The organism is Flavobacterium lacustre (assembly GCF_027474525.2).
In the GTDB taxonomy this organism is placed as follows: domain Bacteria; phylum Bacteroidota; class Bacteroidia; order Flavobacteriales; family Flavobacteriaceae; genus Flavobacterium; species Flavobacterium lacustre.
On the sequence record NZ_CP114882.2, the window covers coordinates 919,853 to 938,029 of the forward strand.

Genomic DNA, 18,177 nt, shown 5'->3' on the forward strand with positions numbered 1-18,177 from the left:
ATTTTTTCGATATACGGACACTTTTTATCGATATTAGACACTTCTACCGACATATTATTGATCCAAATCAGGTATATTAAGGCTTTTAACCCCTGGTTTTACAACAAAAAAACTAAAAATCACAACATACTGACATGCAAAACGCTCAGTATAGAAATTTATTTTGAAAATTGCCCGCGCTATACTACCTTGCCTTATGATTTTAGAAGAAATAAAAAAAAAACTGGAATACTATTGCGCCTATCAAGAACGGTGTCACGACGAAGTAGTCGCTAAACTGCGAACGCTAAAAATGACAGCAAACGAAATCGATGAAATAGTCGTACATCTCATCAACCATAATTTTTTGAACGAGACCCGTTTTGCTTGTAGTTTCGCCAGAGGAAAGCACCGCATCAAATTTTGGGGAAAAATCCGAATTGTAAACGAATTGAAATTTCGGCACATCTCTACTTTCAATATCAACGCAGCGCTCAAAGAAATTACTCCCGATGAATACGCCGCAACGTTCGATACGCTATCACAAAGACATTGGGATGCTATCCAAGAAAAAAATAGTCAGAAAAAAAGAAAGAAGTTTTGTGATTACTTACTGCGAAAAGGCTTTGAAAGCAACCTCATTTACGACAAAATGAAAGAATTAGAACAGGATAATACAGAAGAAACCGACTAATGGTTGCTACAAACTCAAAAGTATGCTAACCGCGTTTCCGCCAAAACCTACCGCATTAATCAGTACTTTTTTTATGGGTTTAGTCTGGGTTTGTGCTTTCGCAAAAGGAACGCCGATAAACCTATTGTGTTGCATCATCAAAATGGCCAATTCCATGCTCAAAATGCCTGATGCGCCAAAAGTGTGACCAATTTTCCATTTATTAGTAGTCAGTAATGGCAGACTTTCGCCAAAGATTTTCTCAATCGCCCGATATTCCGTCAGATCTCCTTTTATCGTTCCGGGAGCATGCATAACAATCACATCAACTGCTGCAATATCGGTGTTCTGCAACGCCATTTTCATCGATTTCTGAAAACAAACTGCTTCTGCCGAAATAGAAATATTATGTTCCAAAAGCTCCGTTGCATACCCAACTCCTTCGATATAAGCTAAAGCATTTTCGTTCACACCAACTTCGAGACAACAAACTCCGGCACCTTCACCAAGAATCATTGTGTTTTGTTTTTTATCTAAATCAAAAGCGCGATTAGGCCATTCTTCAGTACTATTCGAATAAATTTTCAAGGCACGCATTTGGGCAATTGTAAAATCAGTCAACGGTGCTTCACTTCCACCTACTAAAAACTTATCGGCCATTCCCGCCCGAAGCCAGGCGACCCCATTGAGAACTGCGTGTAAAGCAGTAGAGCACGTAATAGAATGTGAAATTTCAGGACCGGAACTTTGTAAATCATGCGCCACCCAAGAAGAAATATTCCCCAAAGTGGTCGTTGGAGATGCCAAAGTTTGTGCTTTCCCATTGACTAAATAATCTTGATGGTGTTTTTCGAATAAATCTGTAGCGCCCCGAGAAGAACCAATGTTGATTCCAAAAACGTCTTTTGACGTCCAACCTGCATTTTGTATCGCCGTTCGGGAAGCGGCCATCGCATACAAAACCGATTTATCCAGTGATTTATATTTAATATCCGAATGTTGCAACGCACTAACTACTTCTTCCGAAACAGAATCAAGCTTAGCTACAGCTGTTTCTTTATGGTCTAAAAAATGGGTAGTAAAACAATGTTTTTCATTGCAATAATTTTCCCAGATTGTTTGTGAAGTAGCACCTAAAGGCGAAACAGAAGCTATGGCAGTTATGGAAATTATTTTAGACAAAATGAATGTTTTTTAATCGCAAAGGTCGCAAAAGTTTCCCGCAAAGTTCATAAGGGTTTCCAAAAATTATACTCGAAAATCAGGACATATTGTTATAAATCTATACTATTTCGAGCGCGTTTTCGACTACTTGATATACTTTTTCTAATTGTTCATCGCTGATAATATAAGGAGGTAAAATGTAAACAATATTACCAACAGGACGTAAAATAACGCCATTTTCGATGAAGAAATTATAGAGTTTGTTGCGTAAACCACCATAATAACTCGCAGCAGTTTCGGTTTTTATTTCTAAAGCAAAAATGACTCCCAAAACACGAGTTACAGTTACTTTTGGATGGTTTTTTATACGTTCTTGAAAATCCAAATGACTTTTATTTACTCTGATAATATTCGCTTGCATTTCATTGGTTTGCAGCAATTCTAAACTGGCCAAAGCTGCCGCGCAACCCGTTGGATTTGCCGTAAAAGTGTGACCATGAAACAACGCTTTATTAATATCATCATCATAAAAAGCCTCAAAAATTACTGAGGAAAAAGTCGTAATCGCCATAGGAATTGTACCTCCGGTTAGCGCTTTCGACAAACACATCATATCCGGTTTTTTAACCAAATAATCCGTTGCAAACGTTTTTCCCGTTTTTCCAAAGCCTGTCATCACTTCATCGGCAATGGTTAGAACATTATTCTCTTGACAAATTTGCATCAATTTATCCAGCGTTTCCGGTTCATACATCACCATTCCTGCCGCTCCTTGTACCAAAGGTTCAAAAATAAAACCGGCGCAAGTATTGTTTTTAACGACTTCGCGCAAAGCAGAATAACTACTCTCTTCGTTGCCTTTTACCGGAACCGGAATCCGAACCACATCAATAAACATTCCTTGAAAAGCTTGTGTGTAGAACGAAATGCCGCTCGCTGCCATTGCTGCAAAAGTGTCGCCGTGAAAAGCGTTTTCAAAAGCAATTATTGTTGTTTTCTTTTCTCCTTTATTAAAAAAATACTGCAAAGCGACTTTAATTGCGACTTCAACAGCCGTAGAACCATTATCGGAAAAGAATATTTTTTGTTGGTTTTTTGGCAGAATTTCAACCAGTTTTTCGGCTAAAATTATCGCAGGTTCGTGTGTAAATCCCCCAAAAAGAACATGCTCTAATGTCGTGAGTTGCTTGTAAATGGCATCGGCAATAAAAGTATTTGAATGTCCAAAAGGATTGACCCACCAAGAGGCGATGGCATCAACATATTCCTTGTCGTTTTCATCCCAAAGCAAGGCGCCTTTTCCTTTTTTAATAGCAATTGGCAACGCTGCTGTTTTGTGCTGGGTATACGGATGCCAAAGGTGTTGGCGGTCTCTTTCTGTTAAATTCATTTTGCAAAGATAAAAGAAGCAAATACAAGAAGTGAAAAAAACACAAAAACAAGTCTTGATTCTTTCCTCTTGATTCTTAATTTTATAAACTCAATAGATTTTCTCTAAATCGATCTGCGTATTCTTTGATTACATTTTGATCAAAATACGGTTCTTGTTCGATTCTTCCAATACATTTTAAACCTGACTTAGTCTGTATTATTTCCTCTGTAGCTTTATTTTCGTCACCCGAAAAAATGATTCCGGCGATTGTAATTTTTCTGTTTTGCAAAGCTTCAATAGTCAATAAAGTGTGATTGATACTTCCTAAATAATGTCGGGAAACTACAATTACCTTATAATCCGGCTGAACCAAATCTATTACGCAATCCTTTGAATTTAAAGGAACAAAAACGCCTCCTGCTCCTTCAACAACCAAGTGACTTGCTGTTTCTGGTTCGATGATTTGATTTAAATCAATCGTAATCCCGTCAATTTCAGCAGCGAGATGCGGACTCGCCGGAGTATTCAACGCATAACTATTGGGATGAATTACTGTCTTTTTATTAGACAAAAATGATTTGATTTTATGACTATCAGAATTTTCTAAGTCGCCCGCTTGAATGGGTTTCCAATAATCTGCCTGTAAAGCTTCTGTTACAATAGCTGACACGATGGTTTTACCAACATCAGTTCCAATTCCTGTTATAAATAGTTTCATTTAATTAAATTCAAATTTACACTTGTTGCATTTGTATTTATGCTTTGAATAAAAAGGCAATAGAATAAAAAGTATCGAAAAAAAGAATGATAAAAATGATTTAAAATCTGTTAAAGACGTAATCATATTAATCTGTTTTTCACCACATTTTGGACAGCAAATCAATTGGCTATTTTCATCCAATGAATAATTACTAACCTCAGAAAGAATCCTGTTTGCTTCAAAAAAATCTTCGCTTTTCACAAAAAGTTTTACGCCACCAACAGCATTACTATACAGTGGATTTGTATCAACAGTAATTTTATCCCGTATAAAAACTTCAATCCCTTCTGACTCTAATTTCCCTTTAAAAATTATTGCTTCTGATGAATATTGATATGTAGCTATTATTTTAAAAATTGGTTCTTCCATTTTACTAAAATGCAAAAGTACTCAACAAAGTCAACACTTCGGAGATTTCTTCCGTTGAATTATAGCTGTGAATACAAAACCGCAATCGCTCCTGTCCTTCGGGAACGGTGGGCGAAAGAATAGCTTTTACATCAAACCCTTTTAGGTGTAATTGATTGGCAATAGATTTTACCTTTTCGTTTCCGGGAATAATCGCAGATTGAATAGCCGACTTGCTTCGAACAAAAAGTGGTTTTAAACTCAACATATTTTTATGCTGATTGAAGAAAACAATGTTTTCTCTTAGTTTTAAAATTGGAATCAAATCCTTTTCTAAATGTTGGTATCCTACCAAAATCGCAGCAACCGAATGGGGTGAAAGCCCCGTAGTGTAAATAAAACTTCGGGCAAAATTGACTAAATAACTTTTTAACTCCAGCGAACCTATAATCGCAGCGCCGTGACATCCCAATCCTTTTCCAAAAGTCATAATTCGGGCAAAAATCTCGTCTTGTAAACCCAACATTTGAACCAATCCTTCGCCTCGTTCTCCAAAAACACCCAACGCATGCGCCTCATCAACAACAAGATAACAATTGTACTTGTTTGAAACCGAAACCAATTCTTCTAGATTTGGACAATCGCCATCCATAGAAAAAACAGTTTCAGTAACGATATAAATAGTGGTGTTTGGATTGCGCTGAATTAATTGTTCTAAATCTTCAAAATCATTGTGATTGAACTTATACGCTTTTGCTTTCGATAGTTGAATTCCGTCCCTGATGGAAGCATGACACAACTCATCATACAAAATTAAATCCCCGCGTTGCGGAACAGAACTAAAAAAACCAACATTGGCATCATAACCCGAATTGAAAATTAAAGCCGATTCCGATTGATGAAATCGAGCAATAAAATCCTCTGTTTCTATATACAATTGATGGTTTCCGGAAAGCAATCGAGAACCGGTTGCGCCGTTATTTTTTATGTTTCTGTCTAATAACAATTGATGCGTTTCATCAAAAATAAGTTCCGATTGGGACCATCCCAAATAATCATTCGAAGCAAAATCAGTCAAAGATGTTGTGTTCGGCAGTTGCCTCAACGCATTATTTTGTTTTCGAATCTCAAGTTTTTCAGAAAGGTTTTGAGGTAAATTTTTCATACGCTACAAAAATAAGCATCTTTTTTGGTTTCTCTATTTACCAATTTATTTGTTGATTCGAGTTGGCGTTCTATTTCTGTTTTTGTATTCTTTACACTGCATTTAATTCTTTTTTAAATAAATGATAAAAGACAAAAAGCTACACTAAATAATCCTATTTAAATTAACATAAAAGTTCCGAAAAGCTTTTCGATTTTAAGACCAAAATAAATTATGTTAAAAAAATCTTAAATAAATTATAAAAAAACGCACCGTGTCCTTTTGTTTTTCTATTTTCGACCCCATGAAAAGAATTGCATCATTATTTCTAGTAGTCACATTGTTCTACAATGTACTTGGATATTACCTGATGTTTGCTCAACAAGAAGAGCAAGCTTGGGTAGCTTCTATGGAAAAAAATGAAAGTGCAGCTTATAAAGTAATTCACCTGAATGCTACTTTATATTCTTTTATAGAAGATACTGATTTTGAATATGTAAACGAAAACGTAACTATAAACAACAAAACGTACCATATTTTTAAGAAAAGGATTCAAAACAATATTTTGAGTTTGTATTATCTTCCCAATTCCCATCAAGATGAAGTGGGCAAAAATTTGAATAGCATTGTAGACAATCAATTATTCAATAATGGAGATTCTAAAGATACTCCTGTAAAAAAATTATTAAAATCTTTTCTAAAAGATTATGTAGCCCATGAAGCTACTGATGTTTGTTTTTCTCCAAAAAAATCAGTGCAGACTATTGCGCACAATATTGCTACAAAAGAGGCAATTCTTGCAGGATACTATACTTTACCGTATTCTCCGCCCGATTTAGTTTAATTATTTTCTATTACCAAAAAACTTGATTCCATTGTCATTCGACAAAACGAGCGTGTAAAACTGGCTATTGGGCTTAGATTTATACTTTATTTTAATTCGTTAGTCTTAAAATAAAGGCGTTTTTAAATTCTTTTGAGGAACCAAAAATCAATCGATTTAACCTGTTTTTCTTCGTAATAGAACGAAATAACTTGACCCTTCAAGGAATTTCAACTCTAGTTTACCACATTCTAATTAGTAACTTTTTTCGTTTTCCTTTTTGGATATTCCAAAAAAGAATCCCCCATTCAAATTAGCCCATGCCCAAGACATGGACTGATTCAACTATTAATTTACTCCCCCCAAGAAGCGACTATATTAACTATTTAAAACAATTAAAACTAAACCAAACCATGAAAAAATTATCCTTCTTAACTACTGCTTTTACTTGCATAATCTGTATTGTAACCACTCTTTTTACAGAAAAAATCAATGCCCAAGGCTGTGTTGCCATCAAAGGTAATGCTACAAGTTGCATGGCCATTCATGCAGACAGCACTAACGCATCGGGATGGCAATTTGCCAGTAGCGGACGCTATTTCAGATCGTTCAGACACTTTTCGGGAACTGAGGAAAACAAAGACCGATTGGTACAAAAAACAGAAGTAATCAACTACACCTCTGTATTCAATCTTTCATTAACAAGAATACTAAACAATCGTTGGTCCGTTATGATTGACATTCCAGTATCAAACAATGTTCGCTCTTCGTTGTACGAACACGGATTAGTAAATGGTGCTTATGTTAAAAAAGAAAGACATTCAACAAGTTCTTTTGGCTTAGGCGACATTCGATTTGCCGCTTACAGATGGCTATTAGATCCGGTAAAAAACACAAAAGGAAATGTACAATTAGGATTAGGGATTAAACTCGCTACGGGTGATTACAACTACAAAGATTATTGGTATAACGTAGGTCCAAACGGAGCAAAAGAATTACGCACAGTAGATCAATCTATACAATTAGGAGACGGTGGAACTGGGTTTACTGTTGAATTGAACGGGTTTTACAACCTTATGGACAACTTAGGAGTTTATGGTAATTTTTACTATCTAATGAATCCTCGTGAACAAAACGGAACCAGAACTTACAGAGAAACAATATCTCCAAATTTAGCTAATGAAGCTATTATGAGTGTTCCGGATCAATACATGCTTAGAGCAGGATTCAATTATTCTTCCCATTATATAAAAGGGTTATCAGTAGCTGCAGGCGCACGTTTAGAAGGAATTCCTGTTCATGATCTTGTAGGTGGCAGTGGCGATTTCCGTCGTCCGGGATATATCTGGTCTGTAGAACCATCTGTAAATTACGAATATAAAAAAGTTACTCTTTTTGCATCAGTCCCTTTTGCTGTGGTACGCAACCGTACCCAAAGTGTTACCGATAAAGAAAATTCAATTACCAGAGGAGTTCATGTTCAGGGGGATGCAGCATTTGCAGATTACACCATTAACGTAGGTATTTCAACCCGATTTTAAATAAATGTTCTTTTATAAAATGATTCATTTCAACAATTAAATTACAATTTTAAACCAAAACCATTTTTAATGAAAAAATTTTATATGGGTTTTCTGCTGATATTACCCCTGTTTATACAAGCACAAACCGACATTGACGCCATTATGATGAGCAAAAACAATTTTTGCTTTGGAGCCGTTTATCAATACAGTGGCTGGGACGAATATTGGGAAGGTGATTTTCAAAGAGAAAATTTAAATTTAGGAACAGTTACTACAAAATCTATTGGAATTATGGGTAATTACGGTATTTCCGATAAATTAAACGTTCTTTTCAGTCTGCCGTATGTAGAAACAAATGCATCTGCGGGAACAATGAAAGGTCAAAAAGGAATTCAAGATCTTACGCTTACGCTAAAATACATGCCGATAGAAAAAACAATTGGCAAATCGACTTATTCTGTTTACGCCTTAGCCAATGTTTCAGCACCATTATCAAATTATCCGGCGGATTATCTTCCTTTAAGTATTGGTATGCAAAGTAAAACTGCCTCTTTACGATTGATGGGGGATTATCAAAGAGGGAATTTTTTCACCACCCTTTCTGGAGCCTATGTAAAAAGAGGCAACAGCACCATCGACAGAAATTCGTATTTAACGAATGACGAAGTTCATTATACCAACGAAGTCGATATGCCTGATGCTATTTCGGTCAATTTCCGAGCAGGATACCGTTCTAACCGATTAATTGCTGAGCTTGTTCTTGACAATTGGGTTACACAATCCGGAGGATTTGACATCACCAAAAACAATATGCCTTTTCCAAGCAATACGATGAATGCATTAAGATATGGTGTTAACTCAAAATACACATTCAAAAAAATGCCACAACTTTCCCTTGTTGGTGGTTTTAATTATGTGGCCGAAGGAAAAAACGTAGGGAAATCTGACACCTATTATGGAGGTGTATTTTATGTGATTAATTTTAAAAAAGAAGTTCAAGATGAAAAATAGAATAGCAAAAACAACCTTAACCAGTCTTACGATTTTGTTTCTCGCCTTCACTTTTTCTTGTAGTGACGATATAACCGAGAGAAATGAAGATTTTACAGCCTTAAACCCAACCAATCCGGATGAATTGGCCGGAACTTGGAAACCTTTTTTATTAACAACTCCCGACGAGTTCACTTTGGATGCACCCATTGCCACAAATACTCCGGCATTTACCAGAGAAATTAACGAAATAAAAAGCTACCAAGCCTCCTTGACCGATGAGCAAAAAAGCATCATCAAATACTGGAGCGCCGGTGGTGTGCTTCGCTGGAATGAAATTATGCGAACATTAGTAGCGAGACACAACCGTCCGCCGTACCAAAATGAGGATGGGACTTACCCGGCACCATCAGGGGCAAATCCGTTCGCCAATCCGCAATTCCCGTTTTCAAATCCTCCTTATGCTGCCCGTGCTTACGCCTATGTGAGCGCCGCACAATATGATGCTTTGATTGCTGCTTGGCATTACAAAAAACTATACAATAGAGCAGCGCCTTTTACCGTAGATGCTGATTTACAAGTTTTAATTCCAAAAAGCACCTTGCCATCTTACCCATCTGAAGACGGAGTTTTGGCCGGAGTTACAGTCGAATTATTAAAATTGTTATTCCCTACCGAAATTGCGTATATCAACGAAAAAGCCGACGAAGAAAAACTATACAGAATCATAAGCGGTGCCAATGTTCGCAGTGATGTGGATGCCGGAATTACATTAGGTCGAAAAATCGCAGCCAAATTTATTGCGCGTGCAGCCGGTGACGGAGCAGGAGCAGCTATAGGAACTCCTGAAATTTGGGCGCAATTAGAAGCACAAACTATTGCCAAAGGAGAAACCCCTTGGATCTCGTTAGACTCTCCAAAAAGACCTCCAATGTTACCATTATTTGGTAAAGTAAAATCATTCTTAATGTCACCGGAAATGGTTGTTGCCAGTCGCCCTGTCGCACCACCCTCTACGAAGTCACCGGAATTTGCAAAAGAGCTTGCCGAAATCAAAGCCTACAGCCAAAACAACTCTAAGAAAAACATGCAAATTGTAACTTTTTGGGCAGACGGAGTAGGAACTTATACCCCGCCAGGACACTGGAACGCTATTGCTACCGAAGCATTTGTTGCAGAAAATTACAGCGAAGTACGATGGGCAAGAAACATGGCTTTATTAAATATTACCATGATGGATGCTGCTATTAGTTGCTGGGATGCGAAGTATTTTTACTTTAATCCAAGACCAAGCCAAATGGATGCTTCTATAAAAACAACAACCGGAGTTCCTAATTTTCCGGCTTATGTTTCTGGACATTCTACATTTAGCGGTGCCGCTGCCACTGTATTATCACATATTTTGCCTTCAAAAGCACAAAGTTTTGATGCTATGGCAAAAGAAGCTTCAGACTCTCGTATGTTTGGTGCCATTCATTATAGAAGTGACTGCGAAAAAGGACTGGAATTAGGCCAAAAAGTAGGCACATTTGCCATAGCAAGAGCCACTACTGACGGTGCCGAATAAATACATCTATTTAAATTGATAGTTCATCAAAATAATTTATTTCAGTGGTTTGTTTTAAAATATTGAATTAATTATCAATTATAACCTAACAGGAATTAAAAAGCCTGTTGGGTTTTTTATCAAAAAATTATTTTACAGCATACCGCATCAAAAACCGAAAAACCATAACCGAAAATCTAAATACCATGACAACAACCTTCAACACTTTGTATTTTAAATTCAGTGAAAAAATAGAAAAACACAGCATCAACAGCATGCGAATAGCATTGGCTATTGTTTACATCTGGTTTGGCGCTCTTAAAATATTCGGGATGAGTCCCGCTGGTGAGCTGGTTGAAGAAACGGTATTTTGGTTTAATCCGGAGCTGTTTATTCCCATTTTGGGAGGATGCGAAATAGTGATAGGATTGGGTTTACTCATAAAACGATTTATTCCTGTTACCATTATGCTATTGCTATTGCATATGGCAGCTACGTTTTTTCCGGTTTTTATTTTAAAAACAGTTTGCTTCGATGGCTTCCCTTTTTGCCCTACATTAGTGGGTCAATACATCATCAAAAATCTGGTATTGATTGCGGGAGCACTCATCATTGCCGGAAAATATAACAAAGAATACTATATGGCACAACAGGAAAAACAAATCGAATAGCCTATTTGAGCCATTTATTTTTCAATTTCCAAAAAAAGCAACAAGTAGTATACTCTTCACTTTGAGTATACTACTTGTTTTTTTGTATAAAACAACGATTTATATGTATAAGACAACAACTTATATGTATAACACCTACCTAAGCGGGGTGTAAAACAACAATCTATTTGTATAAGACAACAACTTATATGTATAACACCTCACTAGGTGTGGTATAAAACAACAATCTATTTGTATAAGACAACAACGTATATGTATAACACCTCCCTAAGTGGGGTATAAAACAACTATTTATATGTATAAGACAACAATTAGGGACTATTGAGAATAATACCATCTCTACCCTTTATAGCACGCTATTAGGTCTTTTTAATTGCGCTGCAAATAATCAGCATCATAATTCCAATTAGAGCTCACTAATGACTTTTGGGATAACCAATAATAAAAAAACGCCTTACAAGTACTTGTAAGGCGTTTTTTTGAAGTATTAGAAACTCTTTTAGTCAGCTAAAAGAATTATTTTATTGTCTTTCATTTCGATTGTTCCTGAATCAACACTTAATGTATAAAGTTGATCATTTACTTTCGTGAACTTCTCCACTGTTTCTTTTGAGATATTAAAACTAGGTGCTGCAATTTTTACAGTTCCTTTTTTTAGCAATGAAACAATTGGTGCGTGATTATTTAAAATCTGAAACTCTCCATCAACACCCGGAAGTGATAATGAAGTTATTTCTCCTGAAAATAATTTTGCTTCTGGTGATACTATTTCTAATAACATAGTTATGAGTTTTGAATTATACGTATGCGTTTTCAAAATTTATGAAAACGCATAACGCATAACTTATAATTTTTAGGCTTCTGCCAACATTTTTTCTCCAGCTTCGATAGCGTCTTCAATAGTTCCTTTAAGGTTGAAAGCTGCTTCTGGCAAGTGATCCAATTCACCATCAATGATCATGTTAAATCCTTTGATAGTATCTTTAATGTCAACTAAAACTCCTTTCAATCCTGTAAACTGCTCAGCTACGTGGAAAGGTTGAGATAAGAAACGTTGAACACGACGTGCTCTGGATACAGCTAATTTATCATCTTCTGATAACTCCTCCATACCAAGAATCGCGATGATATCTTGTAATTGTTTGTATTTTTGTAGAATTTCTTTTACTCTTTGTGCACAGTCATAGTGCTCATCACCTAAGATTTGAGGAGTAAGGATTCTTGAAGTAGAATCTAACGGGTCAACCGCTGGATAAATACCTAACTCAGCAATTTTACGAGACAATACTGTTGTAGCATCTAAGTGAGCAAATGTAGTAGCCGGAGCTGGGTCAGTTAAATCATCCGCAGGAACGTAAACCGCTTGTACAGATGTAATAGAACCTTTGTTTGTAGAAGTAATACGCTCTTGCATCGCTCCCATCTCAGTTGCCAATGTTGGTTGGTAACCTACCGCAGATGGCATACGACCTAAAAGTGCCGATACCTCAGAACCTGCTTGTGTAAAACGGAAGATGTTATCCACGAAGAACAATACATCTTTACCTTGATCAGAACCTGCTCCATCACGGAAATATTCTGCAATTGATAATCCAGAAAGTGCTACACGAGCACGAGCTCCTGGAGGCTCATTCATTTGACCAAAAACGAAAGTCGCTTTAGACTCTCTCATTCCTGGCATATCTACTTTAGACAAATCCCATCCTCCATTTTCCATAGAGTGCATGAATTCCTCACCGTATTTTATAATTCCTGACTCTAACATCTCACGAAGTAAGTCATTTCCTTCACGTGTTCTTTCTCCTACTCCTGCGAATACTGAAAGTCCACCGTGACCTTTTGCAATGTTGTTAATCAACTCTTGAATCAATACTGTTTTACCAACACCGGCACCACCAAACAATCCAATTTTTCCTCCTTTTGCGTAAGGCTCAATCAAATCGATTACTTTAATACCTGTGAATAAAACTTCAGATGAAGTTGATAAATCTTCGAATTTAGGAGCCGATCTGTGAATTGACATTCCGTTTTCACCTGTTTTAGGTAAATTTCCTAAACCGTCAATGGCATCTCCGATTACGTTGAACAAACGTCCGTAAACATCAGCACCGATTGGCATTTGGATTGGATTTCCCGTTCCAACTACTTCATAACCTCTACTCAAACCATCTGTTGAGTCCATCGAAATGGTACGAACGGTATTTTCACCAATGTGAGATTGTACTTCTAGAACTAATAAAGTTCCATCTTTTCTTGTGATTTCTAACGAATCATAAATTTTTGGAAGTTCAACATCTTTACCGTTGAAAACAACGTCAACTACTGGGCCAATGATTTGGGCAACTTTTCCTATTACTTTAGACATTACTTATGTATTTATTAAATAGCTATTTAGGTTTATGAAATGCAACCAAGCGAAACGTATCGATTAAATGCTTTTTTCAGAGTGCAAAGATAATTTTTAAAATATAAAATCAATAATTTTTTTTATAAAAAATTCAGGATAATTTCATTGTTCTGCATATAAAGGATACACAACTTACAAATAACTACTATTTATCCCAAAATAAAAAAACCACCACGTATAAAAACGGGTGGTTTAATACTGTAATATGGTAATTTTTATGGTAAAATAGCCGGATATAATATTTGATATAATCCTAAATCAACTTTCTTCAATGTAGAGGTATATTTTTCATTTATCGCCGCAGTAAAAGCATTTGCGATTAATGCATATCCTCTTGGACTAGGATGTACTCCATCAAGTGAGAATGCACCACCGGTAACGTAAGTAGATTTTAAAGTAAAGCTATTACTTACTACTCCTGTAGTTGACAGTTGAGCCATTATTGCTTTGGTATCCACAAAAGCCAATCCTTTTGCATCAGCAACAGCTTTTATAGTAACATTATATGCGTCTGTAGCTATTTTTACTTCGGCAATTTCATCTTTAGACAAAACCCATTTATCCGCTAACGGCACTGAAACTCCATTAACTTTTGTAGGATCTCCACCAATGGCTGTTCCAATAAAACTCATTGAAGGCAAAACCATCAAATCTTCGGAGGTAGCATGTCTGTATGATGGAATTCCGTATCCTGATAAATTAGTCAAATAACTATCTGCAATTACCACTGCATTGCTTCCTGCAACAAAATTAATGGTTCTTTTTGTCGCTTCTTCTGAAGATATCAATCCATTGGCAGCAGCATACAACAACCCGCCATTGTAAGCAGCATATCCTGCATTCAATTGTGCAGCTACACCAGCCGAAAGCGGAACCGGATTGTAAGGTACTGTTGTAAAATAAGGCAATGTACTTACATAAGGTAAATTTGCAACGACCCCTTTAGCTCCATTTGCGGTTAAATTGGTCACTATCCCTGAATAAACACTTGCAAAAACATTAGGATCTGTAATATCATTAGATGTATAAGTACTAGGGTCTAAATTTCCGGTTTGGTTCACGCCACTTCCTCCTGAAGTTGCATACCCTAAAACGTCATTTCCACCAATCCATAAAGAGAAAAAAGTTGGAGACTGAGCCAAAGCATCGGCCAAAACCGTGGTTCCAGATGCCGTAGCAAATCGAGCAAAATAAGGATTTGCAGCACCCGATGCTACTCCCGCAACGTTTCCATATCCAGGAGCTACCAAATGATAACTTTTAGCTCCGGGAACTCCTAAATTATTAAATGGTCCAGATAAAACTGTTGACACCTCTGTAGTTGGTGTTCCGCTAACCGTAACCGGTCCTGATCCATTAAAATAAAGACGAGCAGTTGCAATTTGGGTTCCACCCAAAAGCAATCCTCCAACATTATCAGACGTAAAAGGTGTTTTAAATTCCCCTCCTCCAGCTTCTGCAAACTGTTGTGAAAGTAAGTTTACATAAGAACCTTCCTGTCCTTTTTTGAAAAGAGCTCCATCACTATATCCGGCAGCAAACGAATCTCCCAAGGCAACATATTTAGTGAAATTTGCCGAACCAGGAGAAACTGGTTCTTCTACAACTGTATTGTCATCATCATTATTACAAGCTATAAAGGTTAGGGAAACCAATAAAAGCCATTTGAAATTTTTTATCATAATAGTATATTTTAAAAATTATTTCTCTTTTTGTCCTCTCTAAAAAGGAAAAAAAAGCAAACACATTTGTTTTATTTATATCACTTTAATTATGGATTGATTGTCCAAGAAGCAAAATATTGTTGCCCGATTAATCCTGCTCCCAATACTTGAGTGTATTCTTTACCTCCAAGATTTGAAGCTCCCAGTTTTAAGGTTGATTTTAGTTTTGGAATATTATAATTGATTTGAGCATCAACTACAGTAGCCGAATCAATCATACCATCTACCATTGTAGATTGCCATAAATATTCGCTGTTCCATCTTCCGCTAACATTGAATCCGAAATTTTTAAATAATCTTTCGTTTCCAAATGATGCTTTTACTCTATGTTTAGGTGTATTAAATCCAGCTTCAAAACTTGGATCTTTTGCCTGATCAAACTTAAATTCAGCATAATTATAATTAACACCAACTTCAAAATCTCTGTATACTTTTTTAGAAAGACCAAGACCAAAACCAAGTGATTTGATTTCAACATCTGTATTAGTGTACAATTGATATACTCTATAGTTCCCGTTTTGAATTGCATGTAAAGATTGTGCTCCTGCATCCGTTGGTCCTCCAAGAGGATTAGGTGCATCTTGAGCAGTTCCGTAAAAAGGAGCAATAACATTTAGATTCCCAATAAAGTCATTATATATATTATAATATCCGTTTACATCAATTGATATATCTTCAATAAAAGAACGGTATCCTAACTCAAATGCTTTTACTTGTTCCGGTTTAACATATTTTACACTTGTTTTTCTTAATAAAGCTGGATTTCCTGTAGCACTAAGCGCTCCTACTGAAGATGCAGTATACGAATTATTGTAAGCATTCAATCCAGTCATAACAACTGAAGTTCCTCCTGCAAAAGCCTGTCCAACTAATGTAGAAACAGGTAATGTTTCACTGTATCTTGTCAAGTTATCCGGAGCTGAACCAAGCAATATGGCACTTCCTACATTAAAACCAATATATTGATCTTGTGTAGATGGATTTCTAAAACCTGTTTGGAAAGAAGTTCTGAAATTATGTTTTTTAGATTCACCCGCAGAATATACTAAAGATACTCTTGGAGAAAAATTACCATCGAAATTTTTTGATTTATCATAACGAAGAGATCCTGTAAATTTCAAACGGTCATCTAATAATTTTTTAGTCAATTGTGTATATGCACCGTACTCATTATAATTAATAGGTCCGTTAGCATCAGTATAAATTCTGCCATAAGAATTCAATTCATACAGTCTGAAAGATCCACCCACTTGAATTTCAGCAAATTTTATAAGATCCTTAAAATTATAATTGGCATCTGAGTGATAGATTCTAGAATTATCAACCAATTTTGATCCCGAAAGTACACTTGGATCAGCAATTACTTCACTAAACGCTTTTTTAAATCCTGCAGAACCTGGCAATAACCTACCTGTATCAGCAACATTTCTAGCTGTAATATGAGCATTTTCAGGAGTCATTCCTCCTAAAGTTGACTGAATGTAAGCACCTGCATATTGACCAAACCAAGTTTTATCATCTTTCCATTTTCTGTTTACATTAATACCTGTAAAAAGCATATCGTATGATTCTCCTCCGTCCTCAGTCGTAGTATATCCTCTTACAAAAAAGTTTTTCCCTTTTAATTCTAATTTATGTTGTTGCATAAAAAAGTTGTTCAGGTAATATCTGTTTGCTCCTTGGTAAACTGCGTTTCCAAAACCAAATTTACTTTGCCAAATAATTTCAAAATCATTTGCAAACGGCTTAAAGTGAAGAGAGAAATCTATTTTGGTATTACTCGCTCTGTTATCTGTCAATTCAACCTCGTTGTAACCCGTTCTGCTCACATTATAATCAGGCAATAAATTTACTGCACCCGCCGGAATCAAACCTAAAGTTGCTAATGATTGCCCAACACCTTTAATATTTGTTGTAACTTCATCACCATATACATTTATACCATCATAATTTACATGACTTCTGTCTCTTCCTGCATTTGTTTTGTCATCATAGTTAGTTGCATGCCAATCTGTACCACGCATGTATGTAAAGTTAGCTTTTGCAGCAAAATATTTATTAAATGCATATGCAATTCTAATTCCGTAATCAACAAAATCATTTGAACCCGCAGCTTGTTGGCTAGTTTGTCCAAATTTTGCATAAGCAGTAATTCCCTGACTGGTAAATGGACTCTTGCTATTCATAAACAAAATACCATTAAAAGCATTGGCACCATATAAAGCAGAAGAAGCTCCAGGTAACAACTCAACACTTTGAACATCAATTTCAGAAATACCAATCATATTCCCTAATACAAAATTCAATAACGGAGATGAATTATCCATTCCGTCAACCAATTGCATGAAACGGGTATTTGCCACAGTAGCAAAGCCACGAGTGTTTATAGATTTAAAAGACAAACTACTGGTATTCATTTGAACTTCTTTCAAGTTTTCCAGACCGTCATAAAAACTAGGGGATGCCGTCTTTTTTATGTCAGTGATGCTCATTCTCTCAATCGTAACCGGAGATTCTAAAACACGCTCTGGAGTTCTTGAAGCCGAAACTACAATTTCATTTAATTTCGTTTCTTCGTCCTCTAATTTTACATTTATCTTTTGAGAAATTGATGTTACATTTACCTTTTTTGATCCAAAACCTAAAGCTGAAATTTCGATTACATAAGGTAATTTTTTTGATGGATTTAGAGTAAATTTTCCATCAATCTCGGTAATTGTACCATAGGCATCACCAATAATTTTGATGTTAGCTCCAGGAATAGGCTGATTGTTTCTGTCTGTAACAGAGCCTGAAATTGAATTCTGCGCAAAAGAAATGCTACAAAAGAACAATGACAAAAAAAGTAAATACACTCTCATTGGGGTTAAATTTTGTTGGTTTATGGCGCCAAAGTACAAATATTTTTTTGCTATTAACAAAAAAACAAGTAAAAAATTTCATAATTACCAATCATATTGCAATATTTCTAACTAATCAATATTTTAGTTTTTAAACTTTTGACAATAAATGGATTACAAGTGAAGAAAAATACTATGCATACATATGAATTT

The 18,177-nt window shown here is 36.0% G+C and carries 15 protein-coding genes; 6 read left to right on the forward strand and 9 right to left on the reverse strand.

The features are described 5' to 3' along the window. Positions 1–196 precede the first annotated feature (196 nt). Positions 197–673 (forward strand): regulatory protein RecX, encoded by a 477-nt coding sequence (locus O6P34_RS04125; RefSeq protein WP_269686063.1) that lies wholly within the window; start codon positions 197–199, stop codon positions 671–673. Between the two features lie 6 nt (positions 674–679). On the opposite strand, the gene O6P34_RS04130 is transcribed toward O6P34_RS04125, so the two are convergent. From O6P34_RS04130 to O6P34_RS04150, 5 genes are all read right to left on the reverse strand, one after another. After that, positions 680–1,834 carry a beta-ketoacyl synthase N-terminal-like domain-containing protein gene (locus O6P34_RS04130; protein WP_269686064.1) on the reverse strand — a complete coding sequence of 385 codons (1,155 nt, stop codon included), beginning with the start codon at positions 1,832–1,834 and terminating at the stop codon, positions 680–682. A gap of 100 nt (positions 1,835–1,934) precedes the next feature. Beyond that, positions 1,935–3,206 (reverse strand): adenosylmethionine--8-amino-7-oxononanoate transaminase, encoded by a 1,272-nt coding sequence (gene bioA, locus O6P34_RS04135; protein WP_269686065.1) that lies wholly within the window; start codon positions 3,204–3,206, stop codon positions 1,935–1,937. 82 nt (positions 3,207–3,288) lie between these two features. Next, the gene (gene bioD / locus O6P34_RS04140) at positions 3,289–3,906 is read right to left on the reverse strand and encodes a dethiobiotin synthase (protein ID WP_269686066.1); all 618 of its coding nucleotides are present in this window, start codon (positions 3,904–3,906) and stop codon (positions 3,289–3,291) included. Further along, on the reverse strand, positions 3,907–4,317 hold the full coding sequence (locus tag O6P34_RS04145) for a putative signal transducing protein (RefSeq protein WP_269686067.1): 411 nt from the start codon (positions 4,315–4,317) through the stop codon (positions 3,907–3,909). 4 nt (positions 4,318–4,321) lie between these two features. After that, positions 4,322–5,461, reverse strand: a complete 1,140-nt coding sequence (locus O6P34_RS04150; protein ID WP_269686068.1) for an aminotransferase class I/II-fold pyridoxal phosphate-dependent enzyme — start codon at positions 5,459–5,461, stop codon at positions 4,322–4,324. Positions 5,462–5,744: 283 nt separating this feature from the next. On the opposite strand from O6P34_RS04150, the gene O6P34_RS04155 reads away from it, so the two are divergent. From O6P34_RS04155 to O6P34_RS04175, 5 genes are all read left to right on the forward strand, one after another. Then, positions 5,745–6,284, forward strand: coding sequence for a hypothetical protein (locus tag O6P34_RS04155; RefSeq protein ID WP_269686069.1), 540 nt, complete (start codon positions 5,745–5,747; stop codon positions 6,282–6,284). Positions 6,285–6,676: 392 nt separating this feature from the next. Continuing rightward, on the forward strand, positions 6,677–7,804 hold the full coding sequence (locus O6P34_RS04160) for a hypothetical protein (RefSeq protein ID WP_269686070.1): 1,128 nt from the start codon (positions 6,677–6,679) through the stop codon (positions 7,802–7,804). Between the two features lie 69 nt (positions 7,805–7,873). Further along, the gene (locus O6P34_RS04165; RefSeq protein WP_269686071.1) at positions 7,874–8,797 is read left to right on the forward strand and encodes a transporter; all 924 of its coding nucleotides are present in this window, start codon (positions 7,874–7,876) and stop codon (positions 8,795–8,797) included. Further along, complete coding sequence (locus O6P34_RS04170; protein ID WP_269686072.1) at positions 8,787–10,343, forward strand: vanadium-dependent haloperoxidase; 1,557 nt, start codon at positions 8,787–8,789, stop codon at positions 10,341–10,343. Before O6P34_RS04165 ends, O6P34_RS04170 begins: the two co-directional genes overlap by 11 nt. A gap of 185 nt (positions 10,344–10,528) precedes the next feature. After that, on the forward strand, positions 10,529–10,993 hold the full coding sequence (locus O6P34_RS04175; RefSeq protein ID WP_269686073.1) for a hypothetical protein: 465 nt from the start codon (positions 10,529–10,531) through the stop codon (positions 10,991–10,993). A gap of 499 nt (positions 10,994–11,492) precedes the next feature. Here the strand turns inward: O6P34_RS04175 and O6P34_RS04180 are convergent, their stop codons facing one another. The 4 genes from O6P34_RS04180 to O6P34_RS04195 all read right to left on the reverse strand — a co-directional run bounded on the left by O6P34_RS04180 (position 11,493) and on the right by O6P34_RS04195 (position 17,985). Then, on the reverse strand, positions 11,493–11,774 hold the full coding sequence (locus O6P34_RS04180) for a F0F1 ATP synthase subunit delta/epsilon (protein WP_269686074.1): 282 nt from the start codon (positions 11,772–11,774) through the stop codon (positions 11,493–11,495). Positions 11,775–11,846: 72 nt separating this feature from the next. After that, complete coding sequence (gene atpD / locus O6P34_RS04185) at positions 11,847–13,358, reverse strand: F0F1 ATP synthase subunit beta (RefSeq protein WP_269686075.1); 1,512 nt, start codon at positions 13,356–13,358, stop codon at positions 11,847–11,849. Positions 13,359–13,615: 257 nt separating this feature from the next. Continuing rightward, positions 13,616–15,082, reverse strand: a complete 1,467-nt coding sequence (locus O6P34_RS04190; protein WP_269686076.1) for an SGNH/GDSL hydrolase family protein — start codon at positions 15,080–15,082, stop codon at positions 13,616–13,618. An 89-nt stretch (positions 15,083–15,171) separates the two neighbouring features. Continuing rightward, complete coding sequence (locus O6P34_RS04195) at positions 15,172–17,985, reverse strand: TonB-dependent receptor (RefSeq protein WP_269686077.1); 2,814 nt, start codon at positions 17,983–17,985, stop codon at positions 15,172–15,174. Between the last annotated feature and the right edge of the window lie 192 nt (positions 17,986–18,177).

Bases quoted from the DNA above. Each gene is read 5' to 3' on its own strand.
- O6P34_RS04125 (WP_269686063.1), top strand. From the start codon at position 197: ATGATTTTAGAAGAAATAAAAAAAAAACTGGAATACTATTGCGCCTAT.
- bioA (WP_269686065.1), bottom strand. From the start codon at position 3,206: ATGAATTTAACAGAAAGAGACCGCCAACACCTTTGGCATCCGTATACC.
- bioD (WP_269686066.1), bottom strand. From the start codon at position 3,906: ATGAAACTATTTATAACAGGAATTGGAACTGATGTTGGTAAAACCATC.
- O6P34_RS04145 (WP_269686067.1), bottom strand. From the start codon at position 4,317: ATGGAAGAACCAATTTTTAAAATAATAGCTACATATCAATATTCATCA.
- O6P34_RS04150 (WP_269686068.1), bottom strand. From the start codon at position 5,461: ATGAAAAATTTACCTCAAAACCTTTCTGAAAAACTTGAGATTCGAAAA.
- O6P34_RS04155 (WP_269686069.1), top strand. From the start codon at position 5,745: ATGAAAAGAATTGCATCATTATTTCTAGTAGTCACATTGTTCTACAAT.
- O6P34_RS04160 (WP_269686070.1), top strand. From the start codon at position 6,677: ATGAAAAAATTATCCTTCTTAACTACTGCTTTTACTTGCATAATCTGT.
- O6P34_RS04165 (WP_269686071.1), top strand. From the start codon at position 7,874: ATGAAAAAATTTTATATGGGTTTTCTGCTGATATTACCCCTGTTTATA.
- O6P34_RS04170 (WP_269686072.1), top strand. From the start codon at position 8,787: ATGAAAAATAGAATAGCAAAAACAACCTTAACCAGTCTTACGATTTTG.
- O6P34_RS04175 (WP_269686073.1), top strand. From the start codon at position 10,529: ATGACAACAACCTTCAACACTTTGTATTTTAAATTCAGTGAAAAAATA.
- O6P34_RS04180 (WP_269686074.1), bottom strand. From the start codon at position 11,774: ATGTTATTAGAAATAGTATCACCAGAAGCAAAATTATTTTCAGGAGAA.
- atpD (WP_269686075.1), bottom strand. From the start codon at position 13,358: ATGTCTAAAGTAATAGGAAAAGTTGCCCAAATCATTGGCCCAGTAGTT.
- O6P34_RS04190 (WP_269686076.1), bottom strand. From the start codon at position 15,082: ATGATAAAAAATTTCAAATGGCTTTTATTGGTTTCCCTAACCTTTATA.
- O6P34_RS04195 (WP_269686077.1), bottom strand. From the start codon at position 17,985: ATGAGAGTGTATTTACTTTTTTTGTCATTGTTCTTTTGTAGCATTTCT.